This is a genomic window from Micrococcaceae bacterium Sec5.1, from assembly GCA_039636795.1.
In the GTDB taxonomy this organism is placed as follows: Bacteria; Actinomycetota; Actinomycetes; order Actinomycetales; family Micrococcaceae; genus Arthrobacter.
The window spans coordinates 1-20776 of sequence record CP143430.1; the positions used below are offsets into that span (position 1 = coordinate 1).

Annotated in this window: 16 protein-coding genes, 2 tRNA genes and 1 pseudogene; 14 read left to right on the forward strand and 5 right to left on the reverse strand. The window is 60.1% G+C overall.

Annotated elements, in window-relative coordinates; genetic code table 11:
- The 11 genes from dnaA to VUN82_00055 all read left to right on the forward strand — a co-directional run bounded on the left by dnaA (nt 1) and on the right by VUN82_00055 (nt 12123).
- Nucleotides 1-1422, forward strand: coding sequence for a chromosomal replication initiator protein DnaA (dnaA, locus tag VUN82_00005; GenBank protein ID XAS72285.1), 1422 nt, complete (start codon nt 1-3; stop codon nt 1420-1422).
- 575 nt (nt 1423-1997) lie between these two features.
- Nucleotides 1998-3122, forward strand: coding sequence for a DNA polymerase III subunit beta (gene dnaN / locus VUN82_00010; protein XAS72286.1), 1125 nt, complete (start codon nt 1998-2000; stop codon nt 3120-3122).
- Nucleotides 3123-3164: 42 nt separating this feature from the next.
- Nucleotides 3165-4049 carry a decarboxylating 6-phosphogluconate dehydrogenase gene (gene gnd, locus VUN82_00015; protein XAS72287.1) on the forward strand — a complete coding sequence of 295 codons (885 nt, stop codon included), beginning with the start codon at nt 3165-3167 and terminating at the stop codon, nt 4047-4049.
- Between the two features lie 23 nt (nt 4050-4072).
- Nucleotides 4073-5266: a DNA replication/repair protein RecF gene (gene recF / locus VUN82_00020; protein ID XAS72288.1), complete on the forward strand. Its 1194-nt coding sequence runs from the start codon at nt 4073-4075 to the stop codon at nt 5264-5266.
- Nucleotides 5253-5807, forward strand: coding sequence for a DciA family protein (locus tag VUN82_00025; protein XAS72289.1), 555 nt, complete (start codon nt 5253-5255; stop codon nt 5805-5807). Before recF ends, VUN82_00025 begins: the two co-directional genes overlap by 14 nt.
- Before the next feature lie 338 nt (nt 5808-6145).
- Nucleotides 6146-8224 carry a DNA topoisomerase (ATP-hydrolyzing) subunit B gene (gyrB, locus tag VUN82_00030; protein ID XAS72290.1) on the forward strand — a complete coding sequence of 693 codons (2079 nt, stop codon included), beginning with the start codon at nt 6146-6148 and terminating at the stop codon, nt 8222-8224.
- Nucleotides 8225-8285: 61 nt separating this feature from the next.
- Complete coding sequence (gyrA, locus tag VUN82_00035) at nt 8286-10955, forward strand: DNA gyrase subunit A (GenBank protein ID XAS72291.1); 2670 nt, start codon at nt 8286-8288, stop codon at nt 10953-10955.
- Nucleotides 10952-11623, forward strand: coding sequence for a DUF3566 domain-containing protein (locus tag VUN82_00040; protein XAS72292.1), 672 nt, complete (start codon nt 10952-10954; stop codon nt 11621-11623). Before gyrA ends, VUN82_00040 begins: the two co-directional genes overlap by 4 nt.
- Nucleotides 11624-11736: 113 nt before the next feature.
- Nucleotides 11737-11810, forward strand: a tRNA-Ile gene (locus VUN82_00045).
- A 46-nt stretch (nt 11811-11856) separates the two neighbouring features.
- Nucleotides 11857-11976, forward strand: a complete 120-nt coding sequence (locus VUN82_00050) for a DLW-39 family protein (GenBank protein ID XAS72293.1) — start codon at nt 11857-11859, stop codon at nt 11974-11976.
- A 71-nt stretch (nt 11977-12047) separates the two neighbouring features.
- Nucleotides 12048-12123 (forward strand) — tRNA-Ala (locus VUN82_00055).
- Nucleotides 12124-12200: 77 nt separating this feature from the next.
- Here VUN82_00055 and VUN82_00060 read toward each other — a convergent pair.
- Complete coding sequence (locus tag VUN82_00060; protein ID XAS72294.1) at nt 12201-14201, reverse strand: beta-N-acetylglucosaminidase domain-containing protein; 2001 nt, start codon at nt 14199-14201, stop codon at nt 12201-12203.
- A 119-nt stretch (nt 14202-14320) separates the two neighbouring features.
- On the opposite strand from VUN82_00060, the gene VUN82_00065 reads away from it, so the two are divergent.
- Nucleotides 14321-15229 (forward strand): DMT family transporter, encoded by a 909-nt coding sequence (locus VUN82_00065; GenBank protein XAS72295.1) that lies wholly within the window; start codon nt 14321-14323, stop codon nt 15227-15229.
- A gap of 80 nt (nt 15230-15309) precedes the next feature.
- Here VUN82_00065 and VUN82_00070 read toward each other — a convergent pair whose 3' ends face one another.
- A complete protein-coding gene (locus VUN82_00070) occupies nt 15310-16185 on the reverse strand; it encodes a glycosyltransferase family 2 protein (GenBank protein ID XAS72296.1) in 876 nt (291 codons plus the stop codon).
- A 145-nt stretch (nt 16186-16330) separates the two neighbouring features.
- Nucleotides 16331-17299, reverse strand: coding sequence for a hypothetical protein (locus VUN82_00075; protein ID XAS72297.1), 969 nt, complete (start codon nt 17297-17299; stop codon nt 16331-16333).
- A 153-nt stretch (nt 17300-17452) separates the two neighbouring features.
- Here VUN82_00075 and VUN82_00080 point away from each other — a divergent pair, with 153 nt between their 5' ends.
- Both VUN82_00080 and VUN82_00085 read left to right on the forward strand, forming a co-directional pair.
- Nucleotides 17453-17995: a peptidylprolyl isomerase gene (locus VUN82_00080; GenBank protein ID XAS72298.1), complete on the forward strand. Its 543-nt coding sequence runs from the start codon at nt 17453-17455 to the stop codon at nt 17993-17995.
- A 21-nt stretch (nt 17996-18016) separates the two neighbouring features.
- Nucleotides 18017-18871: a rhomboid family intramembrane serine protease gene (locus VUN82_00085; protein ID XAS72299.1), complete on the forward strand. Its 855-nt coding sequence runs from the start codon at nt 18017-18019 to the stop codon at nt 18869-18871.
- On the opposite strand, the pseudogene VUN82_00090 reads toward VUN82_00085, so the two are convergent.
- Together VUN82_00090 and VUN82_00095 are read right to left on the reverse strand one after the other, a co-directional pair.
- A pseudogene (locus VUN82_00090) lies at nt 18858-19315 on the reverse strand (hypothetical protein). The gene VUN82_00085 and the pseudogene VUN82_00090 sit on opposite strands and share 14 nt — an antisense overlap.
- Before the next feature lie 744 nt (nt 19316-20059).
- On the reverse strand, nt 20060-20677 hold the full coding sequence (locus VUN82_00095; GenBank protein XAS72300.1) for a DNA-3-methyladenine glycosylase I: 618 nt from the start codon (nt 20675-20677) through the stop codon (nt 20060-20062).
- Between the last annotated feature and the right edge of the window lie 99 nt (nt 20678-20776).

Consider the following 20776-nt stretch of genomic DNA (forward strand, 5'->3'; position numbering starts at 1 on the left):
ATGACAGTAGACGAAGCCAACCACGCCAATACTGTCGGAAGTTCCTGGCGCAGGGTGCTGAGCCTTCTGGAACAGGACGACCGGGTCACACCCCGCCAGCGCGGTTTCGTCATCCTCGCCCAGGCCCAAGGCCTCATCGGCTCGACGCTTCTGGTAGCCGTTCCCAACGAGCTCACCCGCGAAGTCCTGCAGACGCAGGTCAAGGACGCCCTTGACGACGCATTGCGCAGCGTTTTTTCCGATGACATCCGTTGCGCGATCGACGTCGACACCGATCTGGTGCCCATCCACGAAGAGCCGGAACCCGCCGTCGAACTTTCCGCGATGCCGGACCTTGCCGCGGAGCCGAAGCCCCAGCCGACACCGCCGAGCACCTCGCATGAATTCGGCCGGCTGAACCCGAAGTACATCTTCGACACCTTCGTGATCGGTTCCTCGAACCGCTTTGCCCACGCGGCCGCTGTTGCCGTAGCCGAGGCCCCTGCCAAGGCATACAACCCGCTGTTCATCTACGGCGACTCCGGGCTCGGCAAGACGCACCTTCTTCACGCGATCGGCCATTATGCCCGCCGCCTCTACAGCGGAATCCGCGTACGCTACGTCAACTCCGAAGAGTTCACCAACGACTTCATCAACTCGATCCGCGATGACGAAGGCACCAGCTTCAAGACCACGTATCGAAACGTGGATGTGCTGCTGATCGACGACATCCAGTTCCTGGCGGGCAAAGACCGGACCCAGGAGGAGTTCTTCCACACGTTCAACGCCCTGCATAACGCCAACAAGCAGGTGGTCATTACCTCGGACCAGCCTCCCAAGATGCTGGCGGGCTTCGAAGACCGGATGACCTCCCGTTTCGAGTGGGGCCTGCTGACGGATATCCAGCCGCCTGAACTGGAAACCCGTATTGCCATCCTCCGCAAGAAGGGCCTCAGCGAGGGATTGTCGGCACCGGACGACGCCCTGGAGTACATCGCTTCCAAGATCTCCAGCAACATCCGGGAACTTGAAGGTGCCCTGATCCGCGTTACTGCTTTTGCCAGCCTGAACCGACAGCCGGTGGATGTGGCCCTCGCCGAGATGGTCCTCAAGGACCTCATCACCGACGACGGCGCCCAAGAGATCACGGCGAAGCAGATCCTGGACCAGACCGCTGACTACTTCAAGCTCAGCATGGAAGAGCTTTGCAGCAAGTCCCGTACGCGAACCCTCGTCACTGCGCGACAGATCGCCATGTACTTGTGCCGTGAGCTCACCGACATGTCCTTGCCGAAGATCGGACAGGAGCTTGGCGGACGCGACCACACCACGGTCATCCACGCCGACCGCAAGATCCGTGAGCTGATGGCCGAGCGCCGTGTGATTTACAACCAGGTCACGGAGCTCACAAACCGCATCAAGCAGCAGCAGCGGGACTCCTGAATCCACATCCTGCCGCGCACTACATACCTTATTAACAGGTGCATGTGGATAACCCTGTGGATACTTAAGGGGACAAGCGCGGTTAATGGGCTTAAAACCCTTAAGGCATCTGTGGATCGTCAAAAACCGGCTTGGGAGTTGTCCCCATCCACACCCTGTTTAAAACCCTGTTAACGCACAATCCGTGAACAGGGCTTAACCGCGAAACGACGCGGCGAGATCGGGTTATCCACAGTTTCCACAGCAGTTATTAACACTACGAATCCCAAAAAATTGAAATCCCTCAAATAACAATCTCGTTCTGCGCCCCATCGGCCTGCCACCGACAGACCGATCAACCAGATCATCGGCCAGCCTGCGGCTGTCCACATACGAGGGGTGAGTGCTGCCGGGGATGGGTTAATCGCGGATCTTCCGGCTAAGCTGTCAGCAGCGCTCCCATCCTTGGGTCTGTTTGTAGTTCGCTTGAGTGCGGACCATGCAGGTTCCGGTACCGGACAGCAAAGGTTTGGTGGGTTCCAAGCAGGAATCCGCAGCTACTACTTGGCAGCAGCAATGAAAGGCGGCACCCTTCCGTGAAGTTCAGAGTCGACCGCGACGTCCTGGCAGAAGCCGTTACGTGGACCGCGCGGTCGTTGTCTCCGCGGCCGCCAGTACCTGTGCTTTCCGGCCTCCTCCTCAAAGCCGAGGCCGGAACAGTAAGCCTTTCGAGCTTTGACTACGAGACGTCGGCGCGCCTTGAGATCCCGGCGGATATCGCCACAGAAGGCACCATTCTGGTGTCCGGGCGTCTCTTGGCAGACATTTGCCGCAGCCTGCCTTCGGCCCCCGTGGAAGTTGAGACTGACGGGAGCAAAGTCACCCTCACCTGCCGCCGAAGCAGTTTCCACCTGGCTACAATGCCTGAGGCCGAATACCCGGCTCTTCCGGCATTGCCAGCCATCAGTGGCACCTTGCCAGGTGACGCTTTCGCACAGGCTGTTTCCCAGGTGATCATCGCTGCCAGCAAGGACGACACCCTGCCGATCCTCACCGGCGTGCGCATGGAAATTGAGGATGACATGATCACCCTCCTCGCTACGGACCGCTACCGCCTCGCGATGCGCGAAGTCCCCTGGAAGCCCGTCACTCCGGGCATTTCCACCAGCGCCCTGGTCAAATCCAAGACGCTGAACGAGGTGGCAAAGACCCTTGGTGGCAGTGGTGACATCAACCTTGCCCTCGCTGACGACGACAGCCGCCTGATCGGCTTCGAAAGCGGAGGCCGCACCACCACGTCCTTGCTGGTGGATGGCGACTACCCCAAGATCCGCTCGCTCTTCCCTGACTCCACCCCGATCCACGCAACGGTCCAAACACAGGAACTCGTTGAAGCGGTTCGTCGTGTGTCTCTCGTGGCTGAACGCAACACACCGGTCCGCCTGGCCTTCAGCCAGGGTCTGCTGAACCTCGACGCCGGTACCGGCGAAGACGCCCAGGCGTCCGAGGAACTGGAAGCCCAGCTATCAGGCGAGGACATCACTGTCGCCTTCAATCCGCACTACCTGGTTGAAGGCCTGAGCGTCATCGAGACGAAGTACGTTCGTTTCTCCTTCACCACCGCTCCCAAGCCGGCCATGATCACGGCCCAGGCTGAAGCTGATGGCGAAGACCAGGACGATTACCGCTACCTCGTGATGCCGGTTCGCCTGCCAAACTAGCGATCAGCCACGTATCCACCAGCGCAGAAAAGAGTTCACCCCGTGCACATCGGACTGATCGGCCTCGGAAAAATGGGTTTCAACATGCGGGAACGCATGCGGAACGGCGGTATTGAAGTAACCGGGTTTGACCGGAATCCCGATGTCACGGACGTCGCTTCCGTGGACGAACTCATCGTTGCCCTGCCCTCCCCGAAGCTCGTATGGGTCATGGTTCCATCGGGCGAGATCACAGATGCGGTAATCACCGAACTTGGCGAAAAGCTCAACCCTGGTGATTTGGTGATCGACGGCGGCAACTCACGTTTCACCGAGGACCAGAAGCACGCTGCCGCATTAGCCGAGAAGGGCATCCGCTTCGCGGACTGCGGTGTATCCGGTGGTGTGTGGGGATTGCAGAACGGTTATGGCCTGATGGCTGGAGGCGCTGACGAAGACATCGAGCTGGCGTTGCCCGTCTTCGATGCCCTGCGCCCCGAAGGGGAACGAGCAGATAGCTTCGTCCACGTCGGCGGAGTCGGCGCCGGCCATTACGCCAAAATGGTGCACAACGGTATCGAGTATGGGCTCATGCAGGCCTATGCCGAGGGTTACGAATTACTCGCAGCCAAGGACATCGTGAAGGACCTTCCCGGAACCTTCCGCGCCTGGCAAAAAGGAACGGTCGTGCGCTCCTGGCTGCTTGATCTCATGGTCAAAGCACTCGACGAAGATCCGGGCCTGGCCTCGATCGACGACTACGTGGAAGACTCCGGCGAAGGCCGATGGACTGTGGAAGAGGCAATTGCCAATGCTGTCCCGGCGCCGGCAATCACCGCAGCACTCTTCGCCCGGTTCGCTTCGCGCGAAGACAACTCTCCGGCCATGAAGATGGTTTCAGCGTTGCGCCACCAGTTCGGCGGACACGCCACACGTCCGTCCAACTAGGCCGCAGGAGTCCAGCAGACGGCGTGTATCTTGAACATCTTTCGCTGACCGATTTCCGCAGCTACGCCCAGGTTGACCTGAAGCTTGGCCCCGGGGTCACTGTCCTGGTGGGTTCGAACGGGATCGGTAAGACCAACCTCATGGAAGCCATCGGATATTTGGCAACCCTGAGCTCGCACCGCGTCAGCACCGATGCTCCACTCCTTCGCTTCGGCGCGGAACGCGCAATGATCAGGGCCAAGCTGATCCGCGGCGAGCAGTCCACGGTTATTGAGGTGGAAATTAATGCAGGTCGGGCAAACCGCGGCCGGATTAATCGAGGAAACCCAGTCCGCGCAAGGGACATCCTGGGCATCTGCCAGACCGTCCTGTTTGCACCTGAGGATTTGGCGCTGGTCAAGGGCGATCCTTCCAACCGCAGGCGCTTCCTTGATGAGCTCCTGGTCAGCTTGATTCCCCGCCATGCTGCTACCCGCAGCGACTACGACAGAGTGTTGAAGCAACGCAACGCCCTGCTGAAATCCGCGCGGACCGGAAAATTTACCGCAGGCCATGAGGCAACGCTGGATGTTTGGGACCAGCATATGGCCCGCGCTGGTGCCGAACTCCTGCATGCGCGGCTGGAACTTGTGGAACGGCTCCGCCCGCACCTGAACAGTGCTTACGCGCAGCTCACTGACGGTTCAAAAGATGCCGGCGCGGTGTACCGCTCAACCATCCAGGGCGTACTGGACGACGACGGCGGTCCGGCCGATCGCCCAACGGAACCTTCGGCGTCGGGCGAGGACCTCAGGCTGTTGTCGGTGGACGAACTCACCGAGCGCTACGTCCATGCTTTCGCCGCATCCCGCAAGAAGGAACTCGAGCGGGGCATCTCCCTGGTGGGCCCGCACCGGGACGAATTGGAGCTCGTGCTCGGCCAAGCACCTGCCAAGGGCTACGCTTCGCACGGTGAAACGTGGTCAATGTGCTTGTCGCTGCGCCTCGCTTCCTACTACGTCATGCTCGATGATGCCCGCACCGGAGGCACTGCGCCGATCCTCATTCTTGACGATGTCTTTGCCGAACTCGATGTCCAGCGCAGGCGTAAACTGGCAGCAATAGTGGCCGGCGCCGAACAGGTACTGGTCACGGCCGCCGTCGACGCCGATATTCCCGAGGAGCTGGCCGGGCGGCGTATAACCGTTGTTCCGGGAGGCATCGATGGCGAAGGATAGCCCCGACGGACTTCAACCCGGCCGCGATCCGGACGAAATCGATGCTGCCCAAGCCGCGCTGAACCGTATGCGGGAAGCCGCAGCAGCCAGAGGCGAAGTCAGGCAGCGCGCTCCCCGTCCCGGATCCGCGCCTAAACGCAAGGGCCTTCGCGACACCAGGGGTTTTACCCAGTTCCATGGGACCGGACGTGACCCGTTGGGCCTGGGGAAAGTCGTCGGCCGGTTGGTGGCGGAACGTGGGTGGACATCGCCCGTGGCCGTTGGCTCGGTCATGGCCGAATGGGAAACGTTGGTGGGCGCGGACATTTCTGCACACTGCACGCCGGAGAGCTTTACTGACACCACACTTCACGTCCGTTGCGACTCCACGGCATGGGCAACTCAACTGCGATTGCTGAGTACAAGCCTGCTTGAGATGTTCCGGAATGAACTCGGGGAAGGTGTGGTGACCAGCATCCACGTACTCGGTCCGTCTGCGCCAAGTTGGCGCAAGGGTGGGCGCAGCGTCAACGGTCGGGGACCCCGGGACACGTACGGCTGAACGGCGTGCAGGGCGTTTCAACGCCCCCGAGTCGTATAGGCCCCCATCAGGACCACCATAGGGCCGTTTCAGATAGGCCCAGTGGCCTCCCATAGGCATATTCAGCTCTCGGCTGCCCCCGTATTTGCAAGGATTCGCGCATTTCCACGATAGAATTGGCGTAGATCACTGAGCGCCGGTGAAACGTCGTCGGGGTCCTGGAAGCACTTTCATGGCTTCCAGGACCCCCTTCGTCGGAGTAAACGGCGCAATCAGTCACGTGCTCGTTGAAGGCCTCGGTTTGCCGCGGCCTTCAACGGGAACGGCCGTCATCGAATACAGAGGAGTCGAAAGCGCCTGTGGCTAACGACAATGCAGAGACCTTGGCAGTAGAGCCCGACGAGGACACTGTTCCCAAGCCTGACACGCCCGCGGAAACCCCCCGGGAGTACGGTGCCAGCGACATCACTGTCCTGGAGGGCCTTGAAGCGGTACGCAAGCGTCCCGGTATGTACATCGGTTCCACCGGTCCGCGCGGTTTGCACCACTTGGTCTATGAAGTGGTGGATAACTCTGTCGATGAAGCTCTGGCCGGATTCTGCACCCATATTGAAGTCACGCTCCGTGCCGACGGCGGCGTCCAGGTTGTTGACGACGGCCGCGGCATCCCCGTTGACATCCACCCCACCGAGGGCAAGCCCACCGTCGAAGTCGTGATGACCATCCTGCACGCCGGCGGTAAGTTTGGCGGCGGCGGTTACGCGGTTTCCGGTGGTCTTCACGGCGTGGGTATCTCCGTGGTGAATGCGCTGTCCCGCCGCGTGAATACTGAAGTCCGGCGGCAGGGTCACGTATGGCGTATGTCATTCGCCGACGGCGGCAAGCCCCAGGGCGGACTCGTCAAGGGAGAAGAGACGGACCAAACAGGGACTACACAGACGTTCTATCCTGACGGCACCATCTTCGAGAGCACCGAATTCGACTTCGAGACGCTTCGCGCGCGCTTCCAGCAGATGGCCTTCCTCAACAAGGGCCTGCGAATCACCCTGACTGACGAACGTCCCGCCGCCCGGGAGGGTGAAGATGATCTTGATCTCGATGCCGTCGCTACCGAAGGCGAAGTTGCTGCCGAGCACCGCACGGTCGTCTACCAGTACCCGGACGGCCTGCTGGACTACGTCAAGCACCTGAACTCGAGCAAGAAGGTGGAGATCGTCCATGAGGACGTCATCGCTTTCGAAACTGAAGACACTGAGCGGCACATCGCCGTCGAGGTCGCCATGCAGTGGACAACCGCGTACTCCGAAAGCGTCCACACGTACGCGAACACCATCAACACCCATGAGGGTGGAACCCACGAAGAAGGCTTCCGCGCTGCGATGACCTCGCTGATCAACCGCTACGCGCGGGAGAAGAGCATCATCAAGGAAAAAGAGGACAACCTTACCGGTGATGACATCCGTGAAGGTCTGACGGCCGTCATTTCGGTCAAGCTTTCCGAGCCGCAGTTTGAAGGCCAGACCAAGACCAAGCTGGGCAACTCAGAGGTCAAGGGCTTCGTCCAGCGGGTTGTCACGGACCAGCTCGGCGACTGGTTGGAGCGTAACCCCGGTCCCGCCCGCGACGTCATCCGGAAGGCCATTTCCGCTGCCCAGGCACGCATGGCTGCCCGCAAGGCTCGTGACAATGCCCGGCGCAAGAGCCCGCTGGAATCCTTCGGCATGCCCGGCAAGTTGTCCGACTGCTCCTCCAAGGATCCTTCGCGTTGTGAGGTCTACCTGGTGGAGGGTGATTCCGCAGGTGGTTCGGCCAAGCGGGGACGCAACCCGGAAACTCAGGCGATCCTGCCGTTGCGAGGCAAGATCCTCAACGTTGAACGCGCACGCCTGGACAAGGCGCTCGGTAATACCGAAGTCCAGTCCATGATTACAGCCTTCGGCACCGGCATTGGCGAAGACTTCGACATCGCCAAGTTGCGCTATCACAAGATTGTTCTGATGGCAGACGCCGATGTTGACGGCCAGCACATCACCACGCTGTTGATGACGCTGCTGTTCCGCTACATGCGCCCGCTGATCGAGAACGGCTACGTCTACCTTGCGCAACCGCCGCTGTACCGTATCAAGTGGTCCAACGCCGCCCATGACTATGTCTACAGCGATCGCGAACGCGACGACACCATCCGTAAGGGTGCGGCCATGAACAAGCGCCTTCCCAAGGACAACGGAATCCAGCGTTACAAGGGTCTTGGTGAAATGGACTACACCGAGTTGTGGGATACCACCATGGATCCGGATCGCCGCACTCTCTTGCAGGTCACTATGGACGATGCCCTGGCTGCCGATCAGACCTTCTCGGTACTGATGGGCGAGGACGTCGAATCGCGCCGTAACTTCATCCAGCAGAACGCCAAGGACGTCAGGTTCCTGGACATCTAGTGCCTCACAAGGCTGTAGATATTCCAGAGCTGACATATACCTGAAACGGAAAACTTAGATTATGAGTGACGAAACTCCCGAAGTCCCGGCGGAACCCAGCGTCGACGACCTCATCCTTGAAGGCGATGTTCTGACTGACCGCGTGGAGCAGGTGGACCTGCAGACTGAAATGCAGCGCTCCTACCTGGACTACGCCATGGCCGTTATCGTAGGACGCGCCCTCCCGGACGTCCGCGACGGCCTCAAGCCGGTGCACCGCCGCGTTTTGTACGCGATGTTCGACGGCGGCTACCGTCCTGACCGCTCTTTCAACAAGTGCGCCCGCGTTGTGGGTGATGTCATGGGTACCTATCACCCTCATGGTGATATGGCGATCTACGACGCCCTGGTTCGCTTGATCCAGGACTGGACAATGCGCTACCCGCTGGCGCTGGGCCAAGGCAACTTCGGTTCCCCCGGCAACGACGGCGCCGCTGCTCCCCGTTATACCGAAACCAAGATGGCCCAACTGGCCATGGAAATGGTCCGCGACATCGACGAAGAAACCGTCGATTTCCAGGACAACTACGACGGCAAGAACCAGGAACCTACCATCCTGCCGGCGCGTTTCCCGAACCTCCTGGTGAATGGTTCCTCCGGTATCGCCGTGGGTATGGCCACCAACATTCCGCCGCACAACCTGCGCGAGGTTGCAGAGGGCGTGCAGTGGGCCCTGGACAACCCCACGGCTTCACGGGAGGAACTCCTCGAAGCGCTTCTGCTGCGGATCAAGGGACCGGACTTCCCCACGGGTGCCACCATTCTGGGCCACAAGGGCATCGAGGACGCCTACCGCACCGGTCGCGGCTCCATCACCATGCGCGCAGTGGTCAACGTGGAAGAACTACAGGGCCGCACCTGCCTGGTGGTCACCGAACTGCCTTATCAGGCAAACCCGGACAACCTGGCCATCAAGATCGCCGAACTGGTCAAGGATGGCAAGATCCAAGGCATCGCGGACCTCCGCGATGAAACCTCGGGCCGTACTGGCCAGCGCCTCGTGATCGTGCTGAAGCGCGATGCTGTGGCCAAGGTCGTCCTGAACAACCTGTACAAGCACACCCAGCTTCAGGACAACTTCTCAGCGAACATGCTGGCAATCGTCGACGGCGTTCCCCGCACCTTGAGCCTGGACGCCTTTATCCGGCACTGGGTGAACCACCAGATGGATGTCATCGCCCGCCGGACCCGTTACCGTTTGCGCAAGGCTGAGGAAGAAGCGCACATCCTGCGTGCACTCCTGAAGGCACTGGACATGCTGGATGAGGTTATCGCTCTTATTCGTGCATCCAACACCACGGAGGCGGCCCGCGAGGGACTCATGGAGCTCCTGGAGATCGATGAGCTCCAAGCCCGCGCCATCCTGGACATGCAGCTGCGCCGTTTGGCTGCCTTGGAACGCCAGAAGATCCAGGATCGTCACTCCGAACTCGAAGCCATGATCGAGGAGTACAACGCGATTTTGGCTTCGGAAGAGCGTCAGCGCCAGATCATCAGCGAGGAACTCGCTGAGATCGTTGCAAAGCACGGCGATGACCGCCGCACGCACATTCTCATGGGCTTCGACGGGGACATGTCCATGGAGGACCTGATCCCTGAAGAGGAAATGGTCGTCACCATTACTCGCGGTGGTTACGTCAAGCGCACACGCAGCGACAACTACCGCTCCCAGCAGCGTGGCGGAAAGGGCATCAAGGGTGCCCAGTTGCGCGGCGACGACGTCGTGGAGCACTTCTTTGTGACCACCACGCACCACTGGCTGTTGTTCTTCACCAACCTGGGCCGCGTGTACCGTGCCAAGGCTTACGAACTCGCAGAAGCCGGACGCGACGCCAAGGGACAGCACGTAGCAAACCTGTTGGCATTCCAGCCAGACGAACACATCGCACAGGTGCTGGATCTCCGCGATTACCAGCAGGCTCCCTATCTGGTGCTTGCAACCAAGAATGGTTTGGTCAAGAAGACCAGGCTTGAGGACTATGACACCAACCGCACGGCCGGTGTCATCGCCATCAACCTGCGCGACGGTGACGAGCTCGTCTCTGCACAGTTGGTCAGTGAAACTGATGACCTCCTGCTGGTGTCACGCAAGGGCCAGTCCATCCGGTTCACCGCCACGGACGATGCACTTCGTCCCATGGGCCGGGCAACATCCGGTGTGACGGGTATGAAGTTCCGTGAAGATGACGAATTGCTGGCCGCAGATGTGGTCCAGGATGGCTCGTTCGTTTTCATCGTGACCGAGGGCGGCTATGCGAAGCGGACCGCCGTGGATGAGTACCGCCTGCAGGGCCGTGGCGGCCTTGGCATCAAGGTGGCGAAGCTCGCGGAGGATCGTGGTGACCTTGTAGGCGCCTTGATTGTGCAGGAAGAAGATGAAGTCCTGGTGGTCATGGAGGGCGGCAAGGTGGTTCGCTCTGCCGTCAGTGGCGTCCCGGCAAAGGGCCGTGACACCATGGGCGTCATCTTTGCGAAGCCGGACAAGAATGACCGCATTATTGAGGTCGCCCGCAACAGCGAACGCGGTTTGGAAGGCGAAGAGTCCGAGGACGGACAGGACGATGACGTAACGTTGGCTGCAGAAGACGGAGCCACTGAGGCGACCGTCACGTCAGAAACGGAAAACGACGCGGACCCGGATACAGAAACGGGCGCGGAGCTGAACGAAGACAACACCGGAGGTAACGAGTGAGTAATTCCGACTCATATCCCAAGCCGAGCACAGGTGTCCCCGGCGGACTCCGGCAGCCCTCGGGCAGCACGCAGGCAGGAGCGCCTGCAAGGCCCCAGCAACGCCCGGGAGCCGGCGCCGCCGGTGCCGGAGCTCCTGGACAACGCCCGGCCTCGCCTGGACAGCGCCCCGCCTCAGCCGGGCAACGTCCTGCTGGAGCTCCCGGCCAACGGCCCGCACAACCCGGGCAGCGTCCGACTGGTGCGCCCGGTCAGCGCCCCGCGCAGGGTGGGCCGGGACTTGTAAAGCCTGCTCCCAAGGCCAAGGTGCGCCGTGCACGCCTCCTTGTCAGCAAGGTTGACCCGTGGTCGGTACTGAAGATGGCGTTCCTGCTGTCCGTGGCGCTGGGCATCGTCACGGTTGTCGCCGCGATCGTACTGTGGACCGTGTTGGATCTCACAGGTATCTTCAACCAGGTGGACAGCCTGCTGGGAACCTTGGCCGGTTCCGAAGGCAGTGGTTTCGAGCTGAAGAAGATTGCTTCGCTCGGTCAGGTGGCTTCCTTCGCCACGATTATTGCCGTGGTGAACGTAGTTCTGCTGACCGCCCTGTCGATGCTCTCTGCCGTGCTCTATAACATTTCGGCAACGTTGGTTGGCGGCATCGGCGTCACCCTGACGGACGACTAGCAAAAAACCGCGGATTTACGCCGAAAACGGTGAGATTCAGCGGTAAGAATGCCTCGATTTGAGATCGGGCCGGGATGTGCTGTACAGTCATATCTCGGCCCGATGAGGCATCGGGGCGTATAGCTCAGGCGGTTAGAGCGCTTCGCTGATAACGAAGAGGTCCCAGGTTCAAGTCCTGGTACGCCCACGGAACCTAACAGGTTCAGGTAACACTGAACCGGAATGAGGTGCTTGTGAAGAAGTTGCTGGTAGTAGTCGCAGCGGCGGTCGCAGGCGTCCTGGTCTATAAAAAGGCGCAGGAATCCGAAGCCCGGAAGGATCTCTGGAGCAAGTCAACCGACAAGGTCGACTAGCCACGGAGCCCGGTCTGGAACTGGCAAAAGCCAGTCCTGACATGGGGTATGATTGACGGGTTGCTTCTTATGGGGGCATGGCGCAATTGGTAGCGCACCTGCTTTGCAAGCAGGGGGTTCGGGGTTCGAGTCCCCGTGCCTCCACCATAAGAAAAGTCCCGGTCAGAAATGACCGGGACTTTTGCATTTAACCCATTCACACACCTGGGGCTCCCAACTGCGACCTAGTTGGGCGGGACTGTCTTCAGAGCCCGTTCCAGGAAAGCCTTCAGTTCACTATCCCCGAGCACAGGAGTCACCACCCCAAGCTCCAGTGTCGGCTGCGTCTTGGCATCGGCGGCCGCCAACGCGGCCTGGACATTGCGACGTGCTTCGGCCACAGCCGAGGAATCCCCGCGCTTGGCAGCTTCGAGCATGATCAGGGCCTCTTCCACTCCTCGTCCGTAATTGGCCGCCGCGGTTGCCCAATGCGTGGCGTCCGCTGCGAACCCCGGCACTGCCATCTTGGGTAACAGTTCCGGCAACCTCTGCAGCAGCTCAGCTCGGGCCTTCAAGTCGCCCGAAGGCGACCTTCCGGCGTCGTAATTCGACCAGAACTGGTCTATATCCCGCCGGAGCTCCGGAGCGGACGGGGTGAGCTCGTCGTCCTGCCAGTCTTGGTTCAGGTCCACGAAAGCCTTTACGGCCGAGCGGACCTCCGGATCCGGGCCGGAAACCTGTTTCAGGGTTGCGTCCATGGACTTGCCGGGATCGTACGCTGGTCCATTCCATGAGAGATCGGCGTAGTTAAAGATGGCGGGAAAAGACAGATAGGGCTCAATCATCGGATTGGTCACGATTCCGCGGACTGATTTGTACAGCTCTGGGTCGCGACCGATCACTGGTGCCATGAAGAGGTGGTCCTGCGAAAAGTCGTTGACAGGGTAGTTATCCCAAATGACGAGGTCCCGTGGGGAACCTGGGCTCCCGTAGGAGAGCCGGGCAGTCTTGGCTGAGTCGGCGCTGACCCTGTGGGAGACTACGTCTTCACCGGTCCACTGGACCACGATTCCAGGGTTCAATGACCTGCCAAGTTCCCTCTTGTAAGGATTGCTCCCGGAACCGTTGTAAAACGTGGGAACCGTTTGCAGGGGTTCGACGTCCGGCTTTGTCGAAATGAACCGGTCATTTACGTCATTCAGGAATGAAGCCTGCGCCTTGGCCAGATTGGCTTGACCGGCACCGAAGTCCTTGAGGTCTTGTGCGCACTGGACCTTGGTGGCAATGTCGTCAAGCGGAATCACGAACGCACGGACACCGATCGAATACAACGATTCAAGCTTGGTCACTGCAGAGTTGAGATCAGCCTCGGCGGAGTAGCAACTATCGATGCCCGGGGACAGTGCGTAGGTAAAGCGGACGTGGTTGGCGGTGGCGGTATCCACCAGTTCCTTTAGTTCCTTGAGGTCCTCGTCCGAGTACAGTGCCCGCCACTTCTCCCGCAAGAATGGATCATCTTTTGGGGAATAGATGAAGGTGTTCATTTTTTGGCGGCCTGCGAATTTGATGACATCCAAACGTGCCTGATGGGACCACGGCGTGCCGTAAAACCCTTCGATGACGCCACGGGTTTCCATCAGCGGCCAATCACTGATGCGGGCAGACGCCATTGCGCCATCCTTGAGCAATTGGCGCGCGGTCTGCACCGCATGGAAGACGCCGTCGGCATCCGCTCCGGCGAGTACCGCCGCGGGAATCCCCGAAGTTCTTCCGGTAGCTATGGCGTAGCCTTCGGCCCGGTTGACTGCGTCCTGGTTATCCGCATCGCTTTCCTTCCCCAGCTCTTTGAGTGCCGGGCTTACTACCGGATCTGTTGCGGCGCCAAGGAAGACGGCCGAACTGCCGGCCGCGGGGCTGTTCAGGGCAGGCACAGTTTCTGCAGTACCCCCGGCTACTGTCACCAGGTCTTGGAGGGCGCCAATGGATGCTTGGTCCGTGCCAGGGGAAGCCACGATGTAAACGTGGCCGTTCAGAGGGATGGGATCCCCCCTTTCGGACTGGAAATGTTGAGGAACCGGGAAGACATTTGCGACTTCGGTCTTGCCCGTCCCGTGGCCACTGGGCCGTTCCCGGGAAACCACAAGCCAGCCCGTGACGACGAGTGCGACAGCCAGGGCCGCAACTGCGATCAGCAGCAGTACTGATCGTCTCCGTCTAGCTCCACCACGGACGGGTGCTGTGTTCAATCAGGTGTCCCCTTGGGAAAGCCGTCGCCGGCTGTCTGGAATGTTGAATCAAGACAACCACACTGTCCGCGCCGCACATAGAGGGCAGGACGGGTGCCTCACCAAACTAAGGTTGATCCGTGAACCTTCTCATTTCTGCGCTGGGAGTCCTGGGCGTGGCTTCCTCAGGACCACTGATCGCAGGCACTTTGGGTGCCACGTCAGTGACGGCGTTGGCGATCGCCTTCTGGCGGAACGCCATTGGCGCAGTCGTGATGGCCGCACCGGTCGCCATCCGTGAGCCCAAACAGTTTGGGAACATCAACCGGCGCGAATTTGGCTGGTCCACGGTTGCCGCCGTCGCCCTGGCCTTTCACTTCGCTTGCTTCATCACGGCGCTGCAGCTGACCTCCGTGGCTGCAGCCACTGCCTTGGTCTGCCTCCAGTCAGCATGGATCGCGGTCTTCCAGTTGTTCAGGGGCGCGCGCCACCGGTGGCCGGTTCTGGTGGGCTTGGGTATAGCCTTTGGCGGAGTCGTGGCCATTACAGGATTCGACATGGGCTCCTCGCCGCAGGCCCTGCTGGGCGACTTCCTGGCGCTGGCTGGCGGAGCCCTGGCCGGCTTGTACACCTTGGCTGGCGGCAAGGCCCGCCAATCCATGGGAACAGGCACGTACACCACGCTCTGCTATGGAATGTGTGCCGCGATTGTTGCCGTGTTGGCTTTGCTCAGTGGCCAACCGTTGGCAGGATTCGACGCCGGAGGTTGGCTTGGGATTCTCGCCATCACCGTGTGTGCACAGTTGGTAGGGCACACCGCCTTCAACCATCTGCTGGCCACAATGAGCCCCTTGCTGGTTTCCATGATCATCCTGCTGGAAATTCCCGGGGCAGCGATCCTGGCGGCGATCTTCCTGAACGAGACACTGCCCGCGGGGACATACGTCGGCCTTGCGCTCATTCTTATTGGACTCGCGGTGGTGGTCGCGGGGCAACGGCGTGGCAAAGGCGAAGCAGACCGACGGGAGGCCGAGCTGGGAACTGACTGAGCTTCCGCCGTCGGGCTTCTGTTGCCTGGCGTGCGGCTGCGTGGCGTGCCGCTGCCCGGCCTGAAGCTCTATGGCGGGGCCTAGAGGCTGCTGCGTCGAATGCCCTGCGCCGCGTTGGCCGTGTGAATGGCCCGCAGCAGTTTGGCCGGGAAGTAGACCGAGAAGAAGACTACCATGGGCGCTTTCAGGGCCATCTTTTTAACGTTGTGCGCCTTGTACGTCCGGTCGAAGCGGGTGACGTAATAGCGATAGTCCCGCGGAGAGTCCTCAAGTCGGCGGGCCGACATGCCGGAAACCATCTGTGGGCAGTACCGGACGTGGAGATCGTGCTCAGCGAGGTGCAGTGAGAGGTCGATGTCCTCATGCATCTCATCCTTCTCATCGAGGCACGTTTCGTCGCGGATGGTCTCCCATGCGGTACGGCGGAGGGCCATGTTGGAACCGAAGAGGAAATGGTACTGGTGCTTGGCCAATCGCAGCATCAGCTGGCGCATTTTGTCATCAGCTTTGAGCCCAAAGCGGCGCATGGGCATGTCGTAGTAGACAACAGGTCCGGTAGCCGCCTGCACGGACTGGTCCATGAAGGCCTTCTGGACCTGCTCAACCCAGTCAGGTTCGAGGACAGAATCGGCGTCGATGCGCCCAACGATCTCCCCTTTGGCGCTGTTGAGGCCAAAGTTGCGGGTGGGAATCAGCCCCTGCGTGCCGTCCTGCCGTAAAAGGATGATGGGGCTCTCCGGGTATTCCTGCTGCATCTGGCGCACGATCCTGGCGGTGCGGTCAGTGGAGAGATTGTCCACCACGATGATTTCTTCAGCAGGAACAGATTGGTAGATGGCCGCGATGAGGCACTGGCGAATGACGCTTTCCTCGTTATACGCCGGGATGACGATTGAAACCCCCGGAGGCTCGGGGACTTCCTTGAGGGCACCCGCAACGGGTCTATCGGCTGACATCACCTCAAATCTAACACCCGGCAGAGCGTCCCCAGCGGACGGTTTGGTTACAAGCTGGAAAACACTGAAGGGATCCCGGGCTGGCCGGGATCCCTTCAGATGATGTTTCAATGACGGCCTCTATGAACGCAGGCCGATGAGATCTCTAGAGCTGCGGGTCCTTGGAGGGGGACGCAGTGCCGTTGTCCTTTTGGCCGCTTGCCGCAATGTTCCTGACAGCGGTCTTGGCATCCGTAGCGACGTTGGCCGTGGAATCCTTGCCCTTCTCGAACGCATCCTTGGTTGCCTGCTCCACCTCGACAGCGGCATCCTCGGGCGTAATGTCAGACGCTTTGGATTCGGCTGGTGGAGTTGCACCCGTTGTAGCTGCCGTAGCTGATGCTGCAGTGTCTGCGGGAGCCGGCGTAGGGGCAGGGGTTGGATTGACCGGAGCCGGCGTCTTCCAAGGATCCTCCACAGGCTTGGAGGCCTTCCACGCAGCGACACCGGCAGCAACCGCGGCTGCAATAACTGTGACAACCAGCCATCCGCGCTTCTTCGGCTTCTGCTGGACAGCCAGTTGCTGGGAAACAGCCTTGCTGGTTTGGTCCGCCACTGCCTTGATCTGCTTGCTGGTGGCCTGTGCCTGCTCCTGCACGCTGTGAACCACACCTGAGTCCACCAGTTTCTGCGCAACGGCATCCACTTGGGCGGGTGCGTTCTCAAGGACGTGATGAACAGCTACGGAAGCCTGGCCCAACTGCTCGGACAGCTTGGGCAGGTACTCCTCAACTACCTTGTCCCGGGCGAGTCCAAGGGCCGGAGTTGCCTTGTTGAGGGTCTCCTGGATCCTGGGCGTGGCGTCTTCCACGGCGTCATGGATTTTTGGCGCGAGATGCGCCAGCCCATCCTGAAGCCGCGGCGTAACTGTTGCCACGCCGTCGGCGAGGTTGTGCGCCGCCGACTTCAGTCCCTCTTGGATCTTGGGGGAAGCGGTATCAATGCCGTGCTGAATACGGGGAACAGCCCAACTGACAGCTGCTTCCACGCGGGGCGCCGCCCAGTCGCGGGCGTTATCCACACCAGCCGCAACGGAGTGTTCAAGGTCGCGGGCAATACGGTCTGATTTCTTCACAATTACCTCCCGATACACATGCTCGTTTGAAGCTAGCCTACGTGCCTTGAGGAACACCGGCTATTCATCTGCAGGATTCTTCCCGGATTTCACCCAGCGCGGAACCGGCTTTACAGCCATGCCGGCGTTGACCCTGCATGAAAGAATGGGGCCATGACCATCGCAACCGCAAAAGCAACGATCCACACGAGCCTCGGCGACATCAAGGTTGACCTCTTCGGCAACCACGCCCCCAAGACGGTCGCCAACTTCATTGGCCTGGCCACGGGCGAAAAGTCCTGGACGCACCCCGAAACCGGCGAAGACAAGACCGGCACGCCCCTTTACAACGGCACCATCTTCCACCGCATCATCAAGGACTTCATGATCCAGGCCGGCGATCCCCTGGGCCGCGGTGTTGGCGGACCGGGCTACAAGTTCGACGACGAAATCCACCCCGAGCTGACCTTCAACGCTCCCTACAAGCTGGCCATGGCCAACGCCGGTATCCAGATGGGCAAGGGCACCAACGGGTCACAGTTCTTCATCACCACGGTCAACACCGATTGGCTGTTCGGCAAGCACAGCATCTTTGGTGAAGTAGCTGACGAGGAATCCCGCAAGGTTGTTGACGCCATTGAGGGCGTCCGCACCGGCATGGGTGACCGCCCGGTTGAGGACGTCGTCATCAACAGCATCGATATCGAGCAGCTCTAACAACAGGCTGAGTTAGAGCCCATGAGCTACGGAATCCCGTCGGCAGAGCCGTCCGCCACAATTCCGGTGTGCCCGAGGCACCCGGACAGGCCCTCCTACGTGCGGTGCCAGCGCTGCGGGCGCCCCGCGTGCCCCGAGTGCCAGCGGGCGGCCGCCGTCGGGTTCCAATGTGTTGATTGCGTCAACGAACAAAAACGTACGACGCCGACATACCGTTCTCCCTATGGCGGTGCCTTGGCAACCGGCCGGCCTTTGGTGACGTTTACGATCATCGGGTTGTGCGTGCTGGTTTACATCCTTCAATGGATTGTTCCTGGCGACGCGGTATTCCAGAATTTCGCGTTCGCAAATTATGCGGCTGCCAGCGAGCCGTGGCGGATGCTTACGGCGGCTTTCCTTCATTCGCAAGGATTCCTGCTCCACATCGTTCTGAACATGTACACGCTGTGGATTTTCGGACAAGCCCTTGAGCCTTTGCTCGGGCGGATCCGGTTCCTGGCCGTGTACCTGCTCTCCGCCGTTGGCGGATCCGTGGGCTATCTGTTGTTGACTCCCACCTTTCCCGTGGTTGGTGTTGTGGGAGCTTCCGGCGCCATCTTCGGCCTCTTCGGTGCCATGCTCGTGGTGCAGCGTCATCGCGGTGGTGAAACCAAACAACTGTGGATCCTCATTGCCATCAACGGCGCCATTGGCTTCTTTGTCCCCAGCATCGCCTGGCAAGCCCACTTGGGTGGCCTGATCACCGGCGGTCTCGCTGCGGCCGCCATCGCCTATGCCCCGCGTGGCAAGAACCAGGCCCTGCTGCAAGCAGGCGGCCTCATCCTCGTTGCAGGCCTTTTGGCCGTGGTCACGTGGTTCCGCATCACTGCCGGCTAGCTGCCGCGCTTCCTGCAGCCGTGACCGGTTGCCGCAGTATCGTCTTGAGTTTCTCCGATGCAGTACGGCGAGGGTCGCTTAGGTAGATCTCGTGAGCGCTTCCTCGAAGTGATCTTGGGTGAGCCAATCCGGGACCATATTCAGCAGGGTCCAATCCCAGCGTGATTTATCCCTGGCGCTTGTGAAGGTATCCATGTCCTCCGCCCACCAGAGACCTTCCAGCGGCATCACAGTGTAGTCGCGACCCAACTCCTGTTTGCTGAAGAACTTCATCTTGTAAGCAACCGGATAGAGCGCTGCCAGCGCATCTCTGTAGTCCTGGGAGGTGTTCGGATCCCCATGACCGTCGACCATGAGGAACTGCAGGGCTGGAACCGTCGCCACGGAAAACCTGCCATGCGAAGCCTTGTAGGTTTCGATGTGCTTTTTGAAGTCCACTTTCATTGGCAAGTAGTCCCACTCCCCTAGTGTCGGCGTTGATGACGTTATCCACAGCCGTTGTCCACATTGTGCGTAACTTACATACGTGTAGTTAGGTCGTTAGAGTGCTGTAAACCCGGTCAGGGCGGTAGATATCCCCCGAAAGGCATGGGTTCATCCACATCTGTGGATAACTTTGTGCCCGTACCTCACTGATTTGTGGACAACCGGACCATTTGGAAGCGACCTGTGGATAAAGCTGTTAATGATGGCCTGCAGGGGCCTCTATCAACAGGCTTATCAACAATGTTAATAACTTACACGCGTGTAGTTCCCGACCGTCACGGCTCCTTTTAGACCGCTAGCGCGCGGATCCAGCACCGGAAACCCACAAGTTTTCCCCACCTGTGGATAACTTGTGGGTAGGGGGTTGTTGTTAAGTGGGTAACTCCCCAGGCCGTGAAGGTGATTACTGAGGGAGGAAGGCTTGCTTCGAGATGATTTTGCGCTTCGGTGGTCAGCTAAAACGCTGGTGAGTAAATCCAGCAATGCTCCACCGGTGAACTTTCAATGAAGATGCGGCCACTATCCACAGCGGCATGCACAATGGGCATAACTCCTGCCCGTCGATCACGGGTCCAGGATCGGTAATGCGACAGGGGTTTCTGGGGAAAGTACGTGGATGTCCACAGAACTTATCCACGCCTGTGGAAAAAGTTACGCACTTCTGTGGAAAAGAACTGTGGGCGTCCGTGGGAGGGCGAAGCCCTACTTTTGGCCTTCTTCCAGCCAAACGCCGGACGTACCCCGCCTGTGGCTGTCAACCAAGTGGGTATCGATGATCCCTACAGCTTCCATGAGCGCATACATGGTGGTGGGGCCAACGAACGCGAAGCCCTTCTTGCGGAGCGCCTTGGACAAAGCAATGGATTCGGGCGAGGTGGTGGGGATATCTGCGTAGGATCGTGGCGCGGGGGTGGTTTCCGGCTTGAAGGACCACACGAAGTCCACCAATCCGCCCTCTGTCCTCAGAGCCATGGTGGCCTTGGCGTTGGTGATGGCGGCCTGGATCTTCAGGCGGTTCCTGACGATGCCTGCGTCCAGCATGAGCCGCTCGACATCCGCGTCTGTGAAAGCAGCGACGCTTTCAGGGTGGAAATCCAGGAAAGCCTTCCGGAAGGCATCCCGTTTCCGAAGAATGGTTGCCCATGACAAGCCGGCTTGGAAGGCTTCCAAGCTGATGCGCTCATACATTCCTTGCTCGTCCCGGACCGGCATGCCCCACTCGTGATCGTAGTAAGCCTGCATCAGGGGATCCGAGGCAGCCCACAACGGCCGCGCCAAGCCGTCCTGTCCGATGATGATGCCGGTTTCCTCCGTGGTCATGAATGCTCCTCTGCGGCCGTCCCGCGGACGCCAACCCTTGCTCTTGCCTTTAGGGACATTCTGCCCGTTACCTGTGACATTTTTGCCGCTGGGATCCAG